This window comes from Kitasatospora sp. NPDC058478 (genome assembly GCF_042720345.1).
GTDB lineage: Bacteria > Actinomycetota > Actinomycetes > Streptomycetales > Streptomycetaceae > Kitasatospora.
Genome location: NZ_JBHXML010000036.1, coordinates 16,947 through 33,840, shown reverse-complemented (window position 1 = coordinate 33,840; position 16,894 = coordinate 16,947). Strand labels below are relative to the sequence as shown.

The 16,894-nt window shown below is 71.7% G+C and carries 19 protein-coding genes; all 19 read left to right on the top strand.

Features of this window, described 5'->3' with window-relative positions:
• Nucleotides 1-10 precede the first annotated feature (10 nt).
• The 19 genes from ACFWPT_RS20990 (at nt 11) to ACFWPT_RS20900 (ending at nt 16,894) form a co-directional block, all read left to right on the top strand.
• The gene (locus ACFWPT_RS20990) at nt 11-1,897 is read left to right on the top strand and encodes a hypothetical protein (protein ID WP_380483348.1); all 1,887 of its coding nucleotides are present in this window, start codon (nt 11-13) and stop codon (nt 1,895-1,897) included.
• Between the two features lie 55 nt (nt 1,898-1,952).
• Nucleotides 1,953-2,717 (top strand): hypothetical protein, encoded by a 765-nt coding sequence (locus ACFWPT_RS20985; protein WP_380483346.1) that lies wholly within the window; start codon nt 1,953-1,955, stop codon nt 2,715-2,717.
• A gap of 98 nt (nt 2,718-2,815) precedes the next feature.
• Entirely contained in the window at nt 2,816-3,559 is a 744-nt protein-coding gene (locus ACFWPT_RS20980) for a hypothetical protein (RefSeq protein WP_380483344.1), read from the top strand.
• Nucleotides 3,560-3,573: 14 nt separating this feature from the next.
• Nucleotides 3,574-4,632, top strand: a complete 1,059-nt coding sequence (locus tag ACFWPT_RS20975; protein WP_380483342.1) for a major capsid protein — start codon at nt 3,574-3,576, stop codon at nt 4,630-4,632.
• 2 nt (nt 4,633-4,634) lie between these two features.
• Entirely contained in the window at nt 4,635-4,940 is a 306-nt protein-coding gene (locus tag ACFWPT_RS20970) for a hypothetical protein (protein ID WP_380483340.1), read from the top strand.
• Between the two features lie 79 nt (nt 4,941-5,019).
• The gene (locus ACFWPT_RS20965) at nt 5,020-5,349 is read left to right on the top strand and encodes a hypothetical protein (protein WP_380483338.1); all 330 of its coding nucleotides are present in this window, start codon (nt 5,020-5,022) and stop codon (nt 5,347-5,349) included.
• Nucleotides 5,346-6,203, top strand: coding sequence for a hypothetical protein (locus ACFWPT_RS20960; RefSeq protein WP_380483336.1), 858 nt, complete (start codon nt 5,346-5,348; stop codon nt 6,201-6,203). Before ACFWPT_RS20965 ends, ACFWPT_RS20960 begins: the two co-directional genes overlap by 4 nt.
• Nucleotides 6,194-6,937, top strand: coding sequence for a spherulation-specific family 4 protein (locus ACFWPT_RS20955; RefSeq protein WP_380483334.1), 744 nt, complete (start codon nt 6,194-6,196; stop codon nt 6,935-6,937). The genes ACFWPT_RS20960 and ACFWPT_RS20955 overlap by 10 nt, the downstream gene beginning before the upstream one ends.
• Nucleotides 6,934-7,392 carry a hypothetical protein gene (locus ACFWPT_RS20950; protein ID WP_380483332.1) on the top strand — a complete coding sequence of 153 codons (459 nt, stop codon included), beginning with the start codon at nt 6,934-6,936 and terminating at the stop codon, nt 7,390-7,392. The genes ACFWPT_RS20955 and ACFWPT_RS20950 overlap by 4 nt, the downstream gene beginning before the upstream one ends.
• A complete protein-coding gene (locus tag ACFWPT_RS20945) occupies nt 7,392-7,829 on the top strand; it encodes a DUF6093 family protein (protein WP_380483330.1) in 438 nt (145 codons plus the stop codon). Before ACFWPT_RS20950 ends, ACFWPT_RS20945 begins: the two co-directional genes overlap by 1 nt.
• Entirely contained in the window at nt 7,826-8,227 is a 402-nt protein-coding gene (locus ACFWPT_RS20940) for an HK97 gp10 family phage protein (RefSeq protein ID WP_380483328.1), read from the top strand. Before ACFWPT_RS20945 ends, ACFWPT_RS20940 begins: the two co-directional genes overlap by 4 nt.
• Nucleotides 8,224-8,406: a hypothetical protein gene (locus tag ACFWPT_RS20935; RefSeq protein ID WP_380483326.1), complete on the top strand. Its 183-nt coding sequence runs from the start codon at nt 8,224-8,226 to the stop codon at nt 8,404-8,406. The genes ACFWPT_RS20940 and ACFWPT_RS20935 overlap by 4 nt, the downstream gene beginning before the upstream one ends.
• The gene (locus ACFWPT_RS20930) at nt 8,403-8,849 is read left to right on the top strand and encodes a hypothetical protein (protein WP_380483324.1); all 447 of its coding nucleotides are present in this window, start codon (nt 8,403-8,405) and stop codon (nt 8,847-8,849) included. The genes ACFWPT_RS20935 and ACFWPT_RS20930 overlap by 4 nt, the downstream gene beginning before the upstream one ends.
• A gap of 134 nt (nt 8,850-8,983) precedes the next feature.
• Nucleotides 8,984-9,490 carry a hypothetical protein gene (locus ACFWPT_RS20925; protein ID WP_380483322.1) on the top strand — a complete coding sequence of 169 codons (507 nt, stop codon included), beginning with the start codon at nt 8,984-8,986 and terminating at the stop codon, nt 9,488-9,490.
• 105 nt (nt 9,491-9,595) lie between these two features.
• On the top strand, nt 9,596-10,165 hold the full coding sequence (locus ACFWPT_RS20920; RefSeq protein ID WP_380483320.1) for a hypothetical protein: 570 nt from the start codon (nt 9,596-9,598) through the stop codon (nt 10,163-10,165).
• Between the two features lie 113 nt (nt 10,166-10,278).
• Nucleotides 10,279-10,554 (top strand): hypothetical protein, encoded by a 276-nt coding sequence (locus ACFWPT_RS20915; protein ID WP_380483318.1) that lies wholly within the window; start codon nt 10,279-10,281, stop codon nt 10,552-10,554.
• Nucleotides 10,555-10,602: 48 nt separating this feature from the next.
• Entirely contained in the window at nt 10,603-15,054 is a 4,452-nt protein-coding gene (locus tag ACFWPT_RS20910; protein ID WP_380483316.1) for a phage tail tape measure protein, read from the top strand.
• Nucleotides 15,051-15,962 carry a hypothetical protein gene (locus tag ACFWPT_RS20905; protein WP_380483314.1) on the top strand — a complete coding sequence of 304 codons (912 nt, stop codon included), beginning with the start codon at nt 15,051-15,053 and terminating at the stop codon, nt 15,960-15,962. Before ACFWPT_RS20910 ends, ACFWPT_RS20905 begins: the two co-directional genes overlap by 4 nt.
• Complete coding sequence (locus ACFWPT_RS20900) at nt 15,959-16,894, top strand: hypothetical protein (RefSeq protein WP_380483312.1); 936 nt, start codon at nt 15,959-15,961, stop codon at nt 16,892-16,894. Before ACFWPT_RS20905 ends, ACFWPT_RS20900 begins: the two co-directional genes overlap by 4 nt.

The window sequence follows — 16,894 nt, the reverse complement described above, 5'->3', positions numbered from 1 at the left end:
GGAACGACCGATGACTGTGCTGGGTGCCGTACGGGGATGGATCCTCGACAGCTGGGGATGGCTCAACTACAAGCCCGTCTTTTCCTCCCAGGGCGGTGCGCCGAACCGGCGCGCCTACCCCGAGGCACACCTGCTCTGGGTGCCGGCCGAGGACGCCCGCCGCCTGGCCGCCTACAAGACCATGGTGGCCTACGACACCAACCAGGCCGGCGCCCTCGCCGCGATCCAGTCCGGCGCCGACGACGACCGCCGCGAGTACGGCGACGCCGCCATGCTCAACCAGGCCGTCCTCGCGCACATCCTCGGCCGGGAGCAGCACATCACCGTCAAGGGAGCCAGCGGCGGCGACGACGCGAGCAGCGACGACAGCAAGCACGCCCAGGACGTGCAGGACCGGCTGCGCGCCTGGGCCGAGGCCGAGCTGTTCCCCATGAGGCTCCAGCAGGGCGAGCGCAAGGCCGTCGTCCAGGGCGACGCGGTCTACTACCTCGCGTGGGACCCGGAGCGCGAGCGCCCGAGGCTGACCGCCACCGACCCCGGCTTCTACTACCCGGAGCTGTCCGAGGAACCCGGGAACGACTACCCGCGGCGCGTGCACCTCGCCTGGGAGCTGCCCGAGGACACCCGGCGGGGCCTGAAGGCGCGGGTGCGGCGCATCACCTGGGAACTCGACCGGATCGGTCCGGCCCGGGGATCCGCCGTGGACGGCAACGGCCGCTCCCTGCGCGCGCCCGCCGAACTGCCGGACGGCACCCTCGCCCTGACCCCCGGCGACGTCTACGACGAGGCCACGGGTACCGTCAGCCGCCAGTACCCGTGGAACGACAAGCCGGCAGCCTGGACGTGCTACCTCACCGACGCGACCTGGCTCCTCGAAGACCTGACCGGCGACATCGACGTGCACACCCTGCCCCTCGGCCGCGCCGAGTTCGCCGTCCGCTCCGACGGCCAGGTACTTGACCACCTCGACCTCATGATCGATTTCATCCCCGTCGTGCACGTCCCCAACACCGTGCCCGAGGCCGAAGAGCACTGGGGACAGCCCGCCCTGGCCAAGGTGTTGCAGCTCCTGGACGACCTCGCTGGCACCGACACCGACAGCGCGCACGCCTCCGCCACCACCGGCATGCCCGTCATCGCCGTCTCCGGCCTGATCAGCCGCCAGCACGAACTGCAGGTCCGCGCCGGCCTGGCCATGAAGCTGGAGCCCGGAGGCCGGATGGACGTCCTCGACACCGCCGGCCAGCTCGCCGAACTCCGCAGCGCCTCACACGACCTCCTCGACCGGCTCTCCGCAAACCTGCGCATGCCCGCCGTCGCCCTCGGCACAGCCGACCAGTCCCAGCTCCCGTCCGGCTACGCCCTGGCGCTGTCCATGAGCCCGCTGGACATGATGGTCGCCTCCGGCCGACTCGCCCGGAACCACAAGTACGCGCTGATGTTCAAGATGATCCAGCGGCTCTACCAGGCCGGACAGCACCCGGACTGGACCGGGCCCGTCGTCCCCGCCGTACTGGAGTTCGGCCCCTACACCCCGGCCGACCTCACCGCGGTGCTCGCCGACATCGCCACCGCCTACCAGGCCAGGCTGATCAGCCTGGAGACCGCGCTGCGCCTGCTCACCGACGCCGGCTGGACGATCGACGACGTCGAGCAGGAGATCGAGCGCATCCAGGCCCGCAGCTTCGACGATGCCGGGAAGCTCGCCGACGCCACCGGCGACTCCCAGGCCGTCCGCGACTACCTGGGACTCAAGGGCGCACCGCCCGAGCCGCCCGCCGTCGTCCTGCCCCCGCAGGTCCCTCAGCCGCCCCAGCCCGGTGCCACCCCGCCCGTTCCGGGCCAGCCCAAGCCCGCCGAGCCGGGCACGGCCGCGCGGCGACAGAGCACACCATGATCACCCCTACACTCGATAGTGGTTGGCGCGGGGGCGTTCACGGTGGAGGACATCCATGCGCCGTGACCTGATGCGCCGCCAGCTCCTGGCGGCCACCACGCTCTACAACACCCCGGCCGACTCGCCCACGCCGTCTGCCCCGCCGGTCGGTGGGCCGCCGCCGACTCCGGCCGACCTCGCCGCCCGCACCGTTCCCCCGGTCACACCGTCGGGCGACCCGGCCGGCCCCGGCGAGCAGACCGTTACCTACACCCAGCGCCACCTCAACCTCATCATGGCCAAGGAGAAGAAGCAGGGCGGACAGGCCGCCCTGCGCACCCTCGCCGAGGTCGCCGGGCTCGACCCCACGACCGTCACCGACGAGCAGCTGAAGACGTTTCTTACCGATGCCAAGGCCACCCGGGACGCCGCCCTGACGGAGGAGCAGCGGCGCGCTGCCGACTTGGACGCCCGGGAACAGGCCCTGGCCGCCAAGGAGGCGCAGGCTGTGGCCACCGCCTCCGCCGCGCAGGCCGAGTTGCGCAGCGCCCGCCAGCAGGCCGTGCTCCTCCAGCTTGGCGTGCCGGCCGCAGACGTCGAGGTCGCGCAGGCGTTCCTCGCCCGTGGTCTCGCCGACGACGCCGACGACGCCGCGATCCGTACCGCCGCCGAGCAGCTCAAGTCGGTCCGGCCCGTGCTGTTCACCGGCACCCCGGCCGCCCCGGCGGCGCCGCCGGCACCCGGCGGCGCCCCCGCCGGCAGCCCGGCCCACCGGACGGGTCCGGCCGCACGCCCCGGCGACCGCGGCCGCGCCCGAGCCGAGGCCATGGGCCTCGCCTGACCGCTGCACCCCGACGGGACCACGCCCGCCTTTCCCGTGGACGGCACCAGTACGTGTCCACCGCCCCAGCAGACACCTGCCATGGGAGGGAACCCGGCGTGAGCATCCAGCCGATCACCACCAGCAACACCTACACCGCCAACCGGCGCTGGCTCGCCGGCGTCCACGGCACCGAACTCAACCAGTCCGTCACCCTCGACCTCACGAGGTTCGTGGAGGGTACTCACTGGGTGCGCGGCTCCGGCATCAGCCAGCCGTACAGCAACGTCCGCAGCGGCATCCCGCTCGGCCGGCTCAACGAGTCCGGGCTGTACGCGCCGTACAGCCCGCCGACCTCCGAGACGCAGACCGTCACCGTCACCGGCGGCCCGACCGGCGGCACGTTCACGCTGACGTTCAACGGCCAGACCACCGCGCCGGTCCCGTACAACGCCACCCCGGCGCAGCTGCGCGGCGCACTGGAGGCGCTCAACAACATCGCCGCGGGCGACGTCACCGTGACCGGCAACGCCGGCGGGCCCTACACCGTCGCGTTCCTGGGCCACTTCCTGGGCGTCAACGTCGCTCAGATGACCGCCAGCGCCACCGGCCTGACCGGCGGCACCAGCCCGGCCGTCAACGTCGCCACCACCACCAACGGCGGCACCGCGACCGCTTCCGACGGCACCGAGATCCTGGCCGGCTTCGTGGAGTTCGACGTGCCATTCGTGCCCGGCGCGGCCAAGGCCGCCGGGGCGCTGCGCGTCCACGGCCAGGTCGACGTCTCCAAGCTTCCCGTCCCCGGGTTCGTCCCGCCCGCGCCCGGCTCGACCACGGCGCTCATCCACTACACCGGCGTCTGAGGAGGCACTGACCCATGGCCGTTGAGATGATCGAGAACCTCCTCAAGGGGATCGACGCCACCGAAATCCAGGCCTTCGTGAGGGCCATCAAGACCCCCACGGACTACGAGCTCACCAGCACGGTGATGCCCATCAAGACCATCAACAGCGTGAAGTGGCGCACCAAGCAGACGCGCCGCCGGATCCCGGCCGCGAAGTACCGCGCCTGGGACGCCACCACCCCGGTCGCCTCCCGCGAGGTCACCCGGATCCAGACCGAGGGCATGCTCCCCCCGCTCGGCCAGAAGTTCATCATCGGCGAACTCGAGCAGATCCTGCTCGACACCTCCCGCGGCATGGACGAGGGCGACCTGATCCAGTCCCTCTACGACGACGTCGCCGCCCACGTCACCGCGATCCGCTCCCGCCTGGAACTCGCCGTCGGCGACCTGCTGCTCGACGGGCGGTTCACGCTCGCCGGGGAGAACGGCCTCTTCGTCGAGGCGGACTTCGGGGTGCCGGCCGCGAACATGCCGACCGCGCCGGTGCCGTGGACCGACCCGACGGCCGACATCCTCGGCGACGAGATGCGGTGGATCGAGTACCTGCGCAGCACGGGAGCCCCGCTGCCGGCCCGCGCGATCACCTCGTACAAGGCGCGGGCGCTCCTGCAGTCCAACGCCTCCTACCGGGCCGCCTACTACGGGGCCGTCTCGTCCTCGACCCTTCCGACGGCCGTCCTGTCCCCGTCGGAAGTGCAGGTGGTGCGCGCCCGGTACGGCCTGCCGGAGATCACCGTCTACGACGTGCCGATCCCCACCGACAACGGCGACGTCCGCGCGCTGCCGGACAACGTGTACGTGCTGCTGCCGCCGAACCCCACCCAGTGGGCCGAGACGCAGTACGGCGTCACCGCCGAGGGCCTGGTGCTCTCCTCCGGCAGCAACCCGGCGATCCTGCGCGAAGAGGCGCCCGGCATCGTCGTCACCCACGGCTACAACGACGACCCGGTGCAGGTCTACACCAAGGGCTCCGCGGCCGCGATGCCGGTGATGTACGTGCCGGACATCCACATCACCGCGAAGGTCTGGTGACCGTGGTGGCCACGCTGGCGAGCACCGTGTTCGTGCAGGACCCGGACACCCACCAGACCGTCGTGCTGGACGCCGGGACTAAGCCGGAACCGCGCCTGGCCCGTCTGGTGACGAACCCGGCCGCGTGGGCCGGCGGCGTCCTGCCGCACCCCGTTCCCGAGACGGAACCGGAAACCGGCACCGACCCGGAAACCGGCACCGACCCGGGAGTCCAGCCCGAGCCGGACCCGGCGTCCGACGACCCCGAGCCGGAGCCGGAGCAGAAGCCGGCCGGCCGCCGCAACGGCCGCAAGACCATCACTGAGTAACCCGATCCCCTCGGGGCCGGGCCGGGCCGTCCTCCCCGGCCCGGCCCCGAGGCCCCCTCACCCGTCACGGAGGTGCGACGTGGACGCCGCCACCCGGGCCTGGCTGCTCGCCGAACTCGGCACCAGCACCGACCAAACAGACCTCGACGCCCGGTACACCCGCCTGCGTTCTGCCCGCGCCACCGCCCTCGAGGTGCTGCGCGAACGCCGACAGGCCCTGCTCGGACAGCCGCTGAGGATCACCCTCACCGGTGTGCTGGCCATCGACAACAGCGCCAACATCGCCTCCCTGGAACGCCAGATCGGCGCACTCGCCGACCCGGCCGCAGCCCCGGCCCCGGACGAGGCCCAGCCCGACGCCGCCACCGGGACAGGCCTGCTGCAGTTCACCGCCAGGCCGCGCCGGTGACCACCCTGGCCTGGCGTGACCAGGAACTCCACCACCTCATCGAGACGGCCGCCGACCAGCTCACCGCTGCCTGGCGCACCCTGACCGGCGCCCAACAGGCCGTCCTGACCGTCGTCGACTCCACCGGCGACACCCGCCGCCGCAGTGCCACGCTGCGCGCCGCCCTCGCCCAGTTCAACGCCGCCGTCGCCGGATTCGACGCGGCCGCCGTGAGCATCACCGCGCGCTGGGCCAGCACCGACCTGCCCCGCGCCTACCGGCACGGCGCCGAGGCCGCACTGCACACCGCCCGGATGCCGGCCTGGGCCCCGCGCCCCGCCTTCGAGTGGACCGCCCAACACCAGCACGCCGCCGCCGCACTCAGCGCCGGGGCCTACGCCGCGTTGCTGCGCCGGGTCCTCGACACCGTCCGCCGCGCCCGGAGCTTCCACCGCGCCGTCGCAGAGACCCTCCGCGCCCGCGGCCCGGCGGACACCAGCCGACTGACCGCCGGTCACCGTCTCGACGCCGTGGTCTACGCCGACGCCACCCGCTACCCGGCCGCGGCCTGGGCCCGTGCCGCGCTCACCGCCCAGGCCGTCACCGCCGCGAACACCGCCGCCGTACACGCCACCGCAGGCGACCTGAACGCCGACTGGGTGCAGGTCGTCGACGGCCGCGACTGCGGCTGGACCAGCCACCCCGACCCCGAGCCGGCCGACGGCACGCTGCGCAGCGTCGACTCCGCCGCCGCCCACCCGATCGCCCACCCCGGGTGTACCCGTGGCTTCATCCCCCGGCCGGACCTGACCGGCCGCACCGACATCGAGGACGGCCAGCAGGCCGAAGAGGAGGACCAGTCCACATGGCACTGACCACCATGGGGCTCGGCGTGCCCCTCTACCAGCACCCCGGCATCGACGCGGCCTGCTGGAACGCGCTCACCATCGCCGGTACGCCGCTGCGCTGGGTCGTCCTCAACCAGGCCAACGGGCCCGGGACCACGGAGGACCCGGTGTTGTACGACGCCGGCCGCAGCGTGAAGGCGAGCGGTACCCCGGTGCTCGGCTACATCAACCACGGGTACGGCGCCGTAGTCGACTTCACGGTGTTCCAGCAGGCCGACCAGTGGGTGAGCAGGGGCATCACCGACGGCGTCTTCCTCGACCAGGTGTCCGCGAAGGGCAGCGACGTCCAGGCGGTGTCGGCGACGGTCCAGGGCCTGCGCAAGCGCGGCGCGGGGCAGGTCGTCCTGAACTGCGGCACCCTGCCGGCCGACGAGCGGTACCTGCAGATCGCCGACCAGGTCGTCACGTTCGAGGGCACCATGGCGGACTACCGGCAGGCCATGGCCGCGTTCCCGGCCTGGGTCAGACGCTACAGACCGGAGAAGACCGTCCACCTGCTGCACGGCGTCACCACCTGGGCCGACGCCCGCGAGGCCGTGCTCCTCGCCCGCGCCAACGGCTGCCACACCATCTACATGCACTCCACCCTGTACACCCCGACGAGCAACCCGTGGGACGGCATACCCACCGCCTACTGGCAGGACCTGACCGAGCTGACCGCCCGCTTCCCCGCCCGTCCCGCCCCCAGGTGGCCCCGATGACCGACCCGGCGCCCGTCACCGTCACCGCGTCCAGCCGCCTTCTCAACGCCGGATTTACCACCCGCCACCAGGGAGCACCCGTGACCAGCATCTCCGAGCCCGGCCAGCACCACGTCGTCATCACCTCGGACGGCCTGCACGGCAGTATCCACCTCGACGGCCAGGACGTCGGTAACCAGGTGCGCGGCTACACCATCCACCACGAGGGCGGCCAGCCGGCTCAGGTCGTGCTGCGCGCCCGACTGGGTACCAGCGTGGTGTTCGACGGCCAGGCACTCGTCGCCGTCGCCGACGAGTGCCCCGACACCGACCCGGTCGTGGCGTTCCTCAGCGGCATCGACCCGGACGAGCTCGCCAACGCCGCCGTTCAGCGCACCGACCTGGACGGCGGCCGCAACGAGCTCACCAGGGCGGCGCTGCGCCAGCTCCGCGACTGGGCGAAGGGCCAGCGCTGATGCCGCTCCTCGACGTCTCCTCCCTCGCCGGCCTGGTCCAGGAACTGGTCATGGGCGACACCGTACGCATCGCCCGGCCCGGCCCCGGCAGGGTGCTCAACGAGACCACCGGCGAACTCGACGACGCCCCCGGCAGCACCGTCTACGACGGGCCCGGCGCCGTCGTCGCACCCGGCGCGCAGCCGATCGGCCGTGTGGTGCCTGCCGACCTTCAGGACTGGGTGGACGACCCGAAGGCGGCCTACAAGCTCCTCACCCCGCCCGACGCGCCGGTCCCGCTGCGCGACGACGTCCTCACCGTCACCGCCGTCCACCCGAACGGCGACCGGTCGCTGCTCGGCCGCAGGTGGCGGATCGCCCAGAGCGGCCAGGGCAACACCCTCATCGCAGTCCGCATGTCCTGGTGCGACGAGATCCAGCCCAGGACGGCGCCGTGACCACCTTCGAGGACGCCGGACAGCTCGCCGCCGCCCTGGACCAGGCCGCCGAACGCATCGGCCCCGCCATGACCCGCCTGGTACGCCACCAGGCCACCCTGCTACGCCAGCAGATCCGCGCCAACGCCTCCGGCAGGCCCGGCCCCAACGTCATCACCGGCGCTTACCGGAACTCGTGGACCGTCGAGGTCACCGCGGGCACCGGAGGCCTGGCCGAAGCCACCGTCGGCACCAACGCCCCGCAGGGCCGCCGCCTTGAGTTCGGGTTCGTCGGCTCCGACGCCCTCGGCCGGCACTACAACCAGCCCCCGTTCCCCCACGTCGCTCCCGCCCTCGCCACCTTCGGACAGCAGGCGGACGAGCAACTGCGTGCCGCCATCGAGGGGGTGTTCCGATGAGCAGCGGTCATGTCTTCCCCCTCGACGACCTGGTGGAGCACAACACGACGACGGAGGAACCCAACTGCGTGTGCGGGCCGACCACGGTCCCGGTGGAGCGCGACGACGGCAGCATGGCCTGGCTGATCGTGCACCACTCACTGGACGGTCGGGAGCGGCACGAAGAAGGCGCCTCGTGATCGCCCGGCGCCCCGTCACGAAGGCGCTCGCCGTGCTGCTGGAGGACACCACCGGCAAGCCGTGCGGCATCGGGAACCTGCCCCGCAGTCCTGCCGGTCCGCTGCCGCCGCCGTACACCGTGCTGCACCCGATCCGTTGGTCGGTCGAGGGAGCACCGTTCACCGACCGGGGAGAGGACGCCAGCGCGGTCTATCAGGCCGTGATGGTCGCTGAAACCACCGAGCAGGCCGAGTGGCTGGCGGACCGGGCGCGAGCCGGAGTGCTGGAGCGCGAGTCCGCGACTGGCCGCTGGCGGTACCCGCTCGCCCTCCCCGCCGGAGTGACGTGCCGTGCCCGGGGAATCGAGGTCGACGCGGGGACCGAGCCGGTCCCGGGCGACGGTATCGTTAGTTACATGATCAGGTTCCGGTTCGACTTCACCGGCCGGACGCCGCAGCTCTGACGCTGTAGCAGGACCCGCACCGCGGCGGAGATCGCGGACGCTACCCCCGCCTCCGCGGGTGGCCACCCCTCACCGTCCACCAGGGGCCGGGCCGTAACCAACTGGCCGACCCCGCAGGCACCTTGGGGTCCACCATGCCGACCACCACCATCCCGGCACCCACGCCGGTCGACAAGTACACCCGTCGCGGCACGTCGATCTTCCTGTTCGTCCCGACGATCACTGCCCAGACCATGATCCCGACCCGGGCGGAGCTGACGGCCGGCACCAACCTGTCCGCCGCGATCGCCGAGGTCGACGGCTGGACGTACGAGTCGCAGGCCATCGAGACCCCGGACATGTCGGACACGTTCGACTCTTCGATCCCGGGCTCGGACAAGGCCAAGGACTCGGGGCTGACCTTCTACGAGGACAGCTCGACCAACACGCTCGAGGAGCTGCTCAAGAAGGGGACCGCGGGCTACGTCGTCATCCTGCGCAAGGGCGACATCCCCCAGAGCAAGTCCATGGATGTTTTCCCCGTCAGGGTCGGCTCTCTTGCGCCAGTGTTCTCCGCCGACAACGAGGCCGCGAAGTTCAAGGTGAATTTTTACGTCGTCCGCCGCCCGGTTCAGGGCGCATCGGTCCCCGCCGCCTCCTGACGGCACCCCCATGCCCCCGGTCTGGGGTGTGCTCGCGCGCACGAGGGGACGCGCGAGCACACCCCAGACCGGGACCCATCCCCTCACTCCTGCTCGGAGGACACCATGCCCAAGACCACCACCAACGCCGCTCTGCCGGAGCCGCCGGCCGCCGCCGTCGCAGCCGACGCCCACTGGGCTCTCAAGCTGGCGAAGCTGCGCACCCGCCAGCTCGCCGAGGTCCCGGTCCGCCTGTGGGACGACGTCAACGTGCGGCAGGCCTTCGAGGCGATCCGGGAGCGGGCGGCGAACGCCGCGCTGATGGCGGCCGCCGACCCCGAGGACGAGTCCCGCCGGATCGTGGCCGAGGCCGCGGCCGCCGAACTGGAGGACGCCACGACGGGCGCCGACAGGTTCAGCACCCTGCTGACCTTCCGCGCCCTGCCCGGAGAGGCCTTCGCCGATCTGATCAAGGCGCACCCGCCGACCCCGGAAGAGGCCGAACGGGACTCCACCGCCGAGTGGAACGACAAGACGTTCCCGCCGGCGCTGATCGCCGCTGCGAGCGTGGACGGCATCACCGAGGAGCAGGCCGCCGAGTTCCTGGCCACCTGGGGCCACACCGACCGCCTCGCACTGTGGGAAGGCGCCTGGAGCTCGCAGATCACCCGTCGGGCGGACGTGGGAAAAGGCTGAGGTCCGAGCCGCGGCTACGGACCGAGCTGGAGCTGTGTGACCGCTGGGGCATCCCCCACTCCCAGTTCCTCGGCGGCGACGGCCGCTGGACGCCGACCGACCGGGAGAAGGCCGTGGCCTACGCCGAACTCCAGCGCCTGACCTGCTCGCAGTGCGGTACCCGGGACGAGGAGTGGCAGCCCGACCAAGGCGGCGACTGCCGGGCCTACGAGGTGTCCACCACCCGCTGCGCCGGCTGCGCGGCCATCGAACGGCGGCGGGAGGAACTGCCCGAGGGACTGGGCGCGGCCGGCCTGAACCTCGGCCTCGTTCCGGCCGAGCAGTACGCGGCGTTCATCGCCCAGCGCGAGGAGGAGAAGACCCGCCAGCAGCACCAGCACAGCAACTGACCGACCCGGGCCCGGCCCGGTACCAGGCGAAGGGAAACGGAGGCCCAGGTGAGCACGGAGTGGAACCTGCTCCTACGGCTGCGCGCCGACGGCCGCGACGTCTCCAACACCCTGCGCCAGGCCGGGCAGGCCGCCCGCGAGTTCGGCCAGCACGCGGCCAGCGGCCAGCGCGGCGTGCGCTCCCTCGGAGACGAATCGCAGTGGGCAGCCCGCCGGGTTCGCGACCTGGGCACCGACGCCCAGTACTCCGGACGCCAGCAGCGCCTGACCGGCGACTACGCCCGCCAGGCCGGGCGCGACCTGCGCACCCTCGGCACCGACGCCCAGCGCGCCGCCACCGAGCAGCGTGAAGCCGGGCACGCCGCCACCGCGGCCGCCACCGGCCTGCGCGAGACCGCCTCTGCCGGCGACCTCGCAGCGCGCTCCCAGCGCGGCGTCGCCACCAGCTCCCAGGCCGCCCAGACCGAACTGCGCACCCTGGCCACCGCGCTGCGCGCCACCGCCCGCGAGGTCCGCAGCCTCGGCACCGCCTCCGACACCTCCGTCGGCGGGATCCGGCGCATCGGGGACGCTGGAGAGGAGCACCTCGGCCGGGTCGGCAGGATGGCCGAGATGGTCAAGGCGCAGTTGCTCGGCATGGGCACCATGCTGGCCGGCGGCGCCCTGGTTCTCGGCGTGCACGGCCTGGTCGAAGCAGGCAACGAGTTCGCGAGTGGCCTGAACACCTTCGGGGCCGTCACCAGCGCGACCAACCTGCAGATGCAGCGTGCGTCGGCGACCGCACTGCAGCTCGGCAGTGACCTGGGGGTGCCCAAGAGCACGGCGGCCGACGCGGCCGAGGCCATGGTCGAACTCGCCAAGGCGGGGTTCCGGACGGACCAGGCGATCGACGCCACCCGGGCCTCCCTCGTGCTGTCAGCGGCCGCCGGGGTCAACGCCGCTGACTCCGCGAAGTATCTGGGCGACATGATGGACCAGTTCGGGATGGGAGCTGACCAGGCATCCCGTGCCGCCGACGTTCTCGCCGCGACCGCCAACCAGGCGTCCGGAGACATCGTAGACATCTACTACGCCATGAAGTACGCCGGCCCGGTCGCCCACGGCCTCGGCGTCTCCATGGAGGAGGCCGCCGCCGGGGTCGGCATGCTCGGCAAGGCCGGCATCCTCGGGCAGACGGCCGGCACCACGCTGCGCGGGATGCTGGCCAACATGGCCAGCCCCACCAAGGCCATGGCGCAGGGCCTGAAAGAGCTGGGCATCCAGGCGTACGACGCCCAGGGCAACTTCAAGGGCCTGCGGTACGTGATTGAGCGCCTCGAAGAGGCCCAACACCGCATGACACAGCAGGACTTCACGGCCGCGGTGAAGAACGCCATGGGCAAGCCCGCCATGTCCGGGGCGATCGCCATGGCCCACCAGGGCGTCGCCAGCTTCGACGCGTTGAACGAGGCTGTACGACAGACCGGAGCCGCCTCGCAGATCGCCGAGGCCCAGGGCAAGGGCCTCACCGGCGCCATGACCCAGCTCAAGACGCAGGTCAAGCAGACCGGCATCGAGCTGTACCAGGAGATGGCGCCAGGCCTGGAGAAGGCCGCGCGCGGAATGACCCGCCTGCTGGCCGACGGCACCCCCGCACTCAAGGGCATCATCGCCTACGGCCACGACATCTCCACCCTCTACGGGCCCACGATGGCCGACAAGTTCCACTCCGGCGTCGGCATCGCCAGCCGCTACATCCGCGAACTCGCCGAACCGCTCAAGGACACAGCGTGGGAGGTCGCCGCGACCGGTCTGCGCGGCATCTACATCGCGGGCCGCACCGTCGCCGACGTCCTCCGCAACCTCGCACGCGGCGCCGAACCGGTCGTCAAGGCCTTCGGCGGCTTCAACAAGGAGGGCGAGCGCAGCGTCGGCGTCCTGGAGATCGTCGCCACCGGCCTGGACCTGGCAGGCCGTGGGGTCGTCTTCGTCTCGGGCGCCCTGGTGCCGGCCGGCAGGTTGCTCGGCCAGATCATCACGCTGTTCGGCGAACTCCCGGGCCCCGTGCAGCTCGCCGTCGCCGCCATGCTGCTCACCCGCCGTGTCGGCCCCGTCGTGGACGGCCTCGCGGGAAGCGTGGGCGGACGCCTCACCGGAGCCTGGCGCGGCGTCAACGAACAGATGGCCGTCCAGCAGCAGCTTGCCGCCGCATCAGGCGTGAGCCTGGGCCGTCTCGGCAGCGCGTTCGCGCTGCTGGAGACCCGGGTGCCGGTCGTCGGCGCCATGGCCAACTCCTTCCGCAGCGCGCAGGAGCGGGTAGGTGGTTTCACCGGCGGCGTCGTCGGTGCGGCATCCGCTATCGGCACCGGCCTGCGCGGTGCCGCGGGCGGATTCGTCTCGTTCATCGGCGGCCCGTGGGGCGTCGCCATGCTCGCCGCCACCCTCGGCCTGGGCCTGCTGGCCCAGCGCCAGCAGGCCGCCGCCCAGGCCGCCGAGGCGCACCAGCAGCGCATCAAGACCCTCACCAGCGCACTCAAGGAGTCCGGCGGGGTCATCGACGCCAATGTCCGCACGCAGGCCGCCGCGATCCTCGTGGACACCAAGGTCAAGGACAGCAAGGAGAAGCTGGTCCAGACCATGGAGAAGGCCGGCGTCAACATGCGCCAGCTCACCGACGCCTACCTCGGCCAGGGGACCAGCCTGGAAGCCCTGCAACAGCACCTGAACGACACGGCCAAGGCCAACCAGCAGATGGTCGTCACGTCCGCCGGAGGGACGTACGTCTACACCGACCTCGGCCAGAAGGCCAAGAACGCCGCCAACGCGCTGGGCTCGGTCAAGGGCGAGCTGTCGGAGTCGGTCGCCAACGTCAAGCGGATGGCCGAAGCCCAGCGTGGTGTCGGTGCCGGAACCACGGCGTTCGACAAATTGAAGTTGGCCGTCAAGGGGCTGTCGGACACCACGGGCGACGCGGACTCCCGCACCCGGTCCCTCAAGGAAGCGCTGGACCTGCTCAACGGCGGCACCGTCAGCATGCAGGCCGCCGAGGCCCGGCTGAACAGCGCGATCCTGTCGGGCAACGACGCCATCAAGGACGGCATCACCGCGGCCGACGGCTGGGGCAACGCCCTCGTGCAGACCTCGGGGGCCATCAACACCACCAGCCGCAACGGACAGACGCTGTACAACAACCTGAACAGCATCGTGGACGCCTCGGGCGCGGCCGCCGTCCAGGCCTACGGCCTCGCCAAGGCCAACGGCCAGGACGTCACCCAGTCCCTCCAGTCCGCCGCCGACCAGATGGCGAAGGGCCGGTCCGCGGCGATCGACCTGGCGAGGTCGTACGGGCTGACACAGGAGCAGGCCGCGAAGGTCGCCGACTCGCTCGGGCTGATCCCCTCCCAGGTCGCCGTGTTGCTGAAGACGGAGGGCGTCGACTCCACGCTCGCGGACCTGCTCGCCGTGAAGTCGCAGATCCAGCAGCAGCCCAAGGCCGTCGAGATCAAGGTCGAGGCACTGTCCGACCAGGCGCAGACCATGCTGCGCTCTCTCGGGCTGACCGTGGAGACGATCCCCGGCACGCGCGAGGTCAAGATCTCGGCGATCACCGACACTGCGCGTGCCGCGCTGGACAAGCTCATCGGCACCCAGGCCAAGATCGCCGACAAGACCGTCACCATGACCGCGGAGACCCGCTCGGCGATCGAGGGCCTGACCGCTGTTCAGCGCGAGATCCGCCAGACCCAGGACAAGAGCGTCACGGTCACGGCGCTCACCGCCGAGGCCCAGAAAGCGCTGGCCGACCTCGGGTTCAAGGTCCAGAACTTGCCCGGCGGCGAAGTCAAGGTCACCGTGCCGCCCGGCACGGCACAGGCCGGCATCGACAAGATCCAGAGCGCGCTGAACAGCTTGCGGGACAAGGTCGTGAACGTCACCACGGTGCGCCAGGATCGGATCCTGCCGCCCGACAAGCGGAGCTCCTTCGACGGCGGCGCGTACATGGGCTCAGCGTTCGCGAACGGCGGCATCCGAGCCTTCGCCGACGGCGGCACCACCGAGCAGCACGTCGCGCAGATCGCCCGCGCCGGCGAATGGCGCATCTGGGGGGAGGACGAGACCGGCGGGGAGGCTTACCTGCCCCTCAGCCCCAACAAGCGGTCCCGCTCCAAGCGAATCCTGGGCGAGGTCGCGCACCGCTTCGGTGGCCAGGTCGTCTACGGCCTCGGCACCGGCCGCACGCAGGCATTCGCCGACGGCGGCTTCACTCAGGCACGCGCCTACGCCGCCGACCGGCCGAACCTGCCGCAGATCCCCACACCCGTCGCGGCCAAGCTCGTCGCCGCACGCCCGAGCAGCAGCACCACCGTGGTGTTCGTCCGGGACCAGGGCGGGGAGCAACAGCCGCTGATCGGCCAGCAGACCATCAACATCGCCCGGCCCGGTGCCACCGAGCAGCAGATCAGCTCCGCGATCGCCTACCAGGTACGCCGGGCCCAGCGTGGGGAAGTGCGTCGCCCATGACCGACCTGATCGACTTCCAGCACGACCTGGCCGGGGTACGGATCGGCGCCGGCACCAACGTGGTGATCCGCAAACTCCAGGGCATCGGTCTGCCCGACAAGCGCACCAACGACATCGAGCCTGCCGGGGAGGACGGTCTGTGGCCGGGTGCGGACCAGTACGGCGGGCGTCTGGTGCGGATCGACTGCGCCGTGAGGTGCCCCGGCGATCCGGCGGCCGCGCTCGACCTGCTAGCCGAACTCCAGGAGCACGCGGACCCCGACGGCGTCCGGCTCGCCGCGGGGGAGACCGTCGAGTTGCGCCTGAAGTACCCGGGCCGGGGGGTGCGGATGCTGCGCGGCCGACTGCGCAAAGCGGAGGAGGACCAGGAGCAGCTGATTCACGGTTGGCTGCCGATCGACGTCGAGTTCATGGCCACCGACCCGACCCTCTACGGGGACCAGCCGGAGCAGACCAAAATTCGGCTCGGGTCGGTCAGCACCGGCGGCTTCTCCGCACCCGTCGTGGCACCGGTGGTCACCGCCGCCGTGTCCACCGGTGTGCCGCCGGGAACGGTCGTCAACCCCGGCACCGCACCGACCTGGCCCGTCCTGCGGATCGACGGACCGTGCACCAACCCGGTCATCACCCACATCGAGAGCGGCCGCAGCATCGGCCTGGGCCCGCTCACCCTGCTTGCCGGGCAGTGGGTGGAGATCGACACCCGGCCCGGCTGGCGCACCGTACTGAACGACGGCGGCGGCAACATGGCGACGCTGCTGCGCTGGGGCGACCGCATCGACGAGTTTGCGATCCCGCCCGGCCGCTCCCGGCTCCAGTTCGACGCCGTCGACCCCACCAACACCGCGCTGCTGACCGCCACCTGGTGGCCGGCCTGGCGCACCCTGCGAAAGGAGCAGACCCGATGACCATGGTGAAAACCCCCCTCATGATCAACGGCGCCACACACTCCGCACAGTCGTTCAGACTGATGATCCGCGACCTCGCGCGCAACAGCGAAGGCATCACCGCGGGCGGCGACTTCAAGGTCGGCGCCCTGGCCGTACCGGGTGCGCAGGTTCAGGTCGGCGACGGCTCCTGCATCATCCGCGGCCGGGCCAACATCTGGCAGGGCCACTACGACGCCTACAACATCGGCATCACCAACGTGCCGATCGCCCCGACCGGTTCCACCGCCCGTTCCGACATGGTCTGCGTGCGCGTCCTCGACCCCGAGTACGAGGGCGGCCGCAACCCGGCCACCGACGCCACGGTGGAATTCCAGGTCGCCTCCAACGTCGGCGCGGCCGCCACCACGCCCCCGGCCGGGTGGACGGCGATCCCGCTGGCCCGCATCGACATGCCCGCCGGGACCTCGGTCATCACCCAGGCCATGATCACCGACCTGCGCTCCCTTGCGAACCCCCGCCGCGACCGCAAGCTCATGCCGATCGTCGGCTTCCCCTACGACCCGATCAACAAGTCCAGCGGTGGGGGTTTCAAGGACTGGCCGGCCGCCGCCCGCTGGCAGATCAACATCCCGGCGTGGGCGACCACGGCGAACATGATGACCACCGTGGCTGGGTTGCGCCTGTCGGGAGGCAACGTGTTCGGTGACATGCGGCATGTCCTTGGTGGTTCGGCCGGTGCGGCCGCGCAGATCGACGACGACGGCGGTTCCGGCTGGCGCCGGGCGAACCACATCGTCGTCGACGTTCTCACCGTCCCGGCTGCGATGAGGGGTACCACCCAGCTCCTCCGGCTCCAGACCGCCATCTACGAACCGGATCCCGGCACGGTCGACACCAACGCGGCGACCGCCGCGATCCTGGACATCGAGTTCGTCGAGGGCCTGCTGTGA

Bases quoted from the DNA above. Each gene is read 5' to 3' on its own strand.
- ACFWPT_RS20990 (WP_380483348.1), top strand. From the start codon at position 11: ATGACTGTGCTGGGTGCCGTACGGGGATGGATCCTCGACAGCTGGGGA.
- ACFWPT_RS20985 (WP_380483346.1), top strand. From the start codon at position 1,953: ATGCGCCGTGACCTGATGCGCCGCCAGCTCCTGGCGGCCACCACGCTC.
- ACFWPT_RS20975 (WP_380483342.1), top strand. From the start codon at position 3,574: ATGGCCGTTGAGATGATCGAGAACCTCCTCAAGGGGATCGACGCCACC.
- ACFWPT_RS20955 (WP_380483334.1), top strand. From the start codon at position 6,194: ATGGCACTGACCACCATGGGGCTCGGCGTGCCCCTCTACCAGCACCCC.
- ACFWPT_RS20950 (WP_380483332.1), top strand. From the start codon at position 6,934: ATGACCGACCCGGCGCCCGTCACCGTCACCGCGTCCAGCCGCCTTCTC.
- ACFWPT_RS20945 (WP_380483330.1), top strand. From the start codon at position 7,392: ATGCCGCTCCTCGACGTCTCCTCCCTCGCCGGCCTGGTCCAGGAACTG.
- ACFWPT_RS20935 (WP_380483326.1), top strand. From the start codon at position 8,224: ATGAGCAGCGGTCATGTCTTCCCCCTCGACGACCTGGTGGAGCACAAC.
- ACFWPT_RS20925 (WP_380483322.1), top strand. From the start codon at position 8,984: ATGCCGACCACCACCATCCCGGCACCCACGCCGGTCGACAAGTACACC.
- ACFWPT_RS20920 (WP_380483320.1), top strand. From the start codon at position 9,596: ATGCCCAAGACCACCACCAACGCCGCTCTGCCGGAGCCGCCGGCCGCC.
- ACFWPT_RS20905 (WP_380483314.1), top strand. From the start codon at position 15,051: ATGACCGACCTGATCGACTTCCAGCACGACCTGGCCGGGGTACGGATC.
- ACFWPT_RS20900 (WP_380483312.1), top strand. From the start codon at position 15,959: ATGACCATGGTGAAAACCCCCCTCATGATCAACGGCGCCACACACTCC.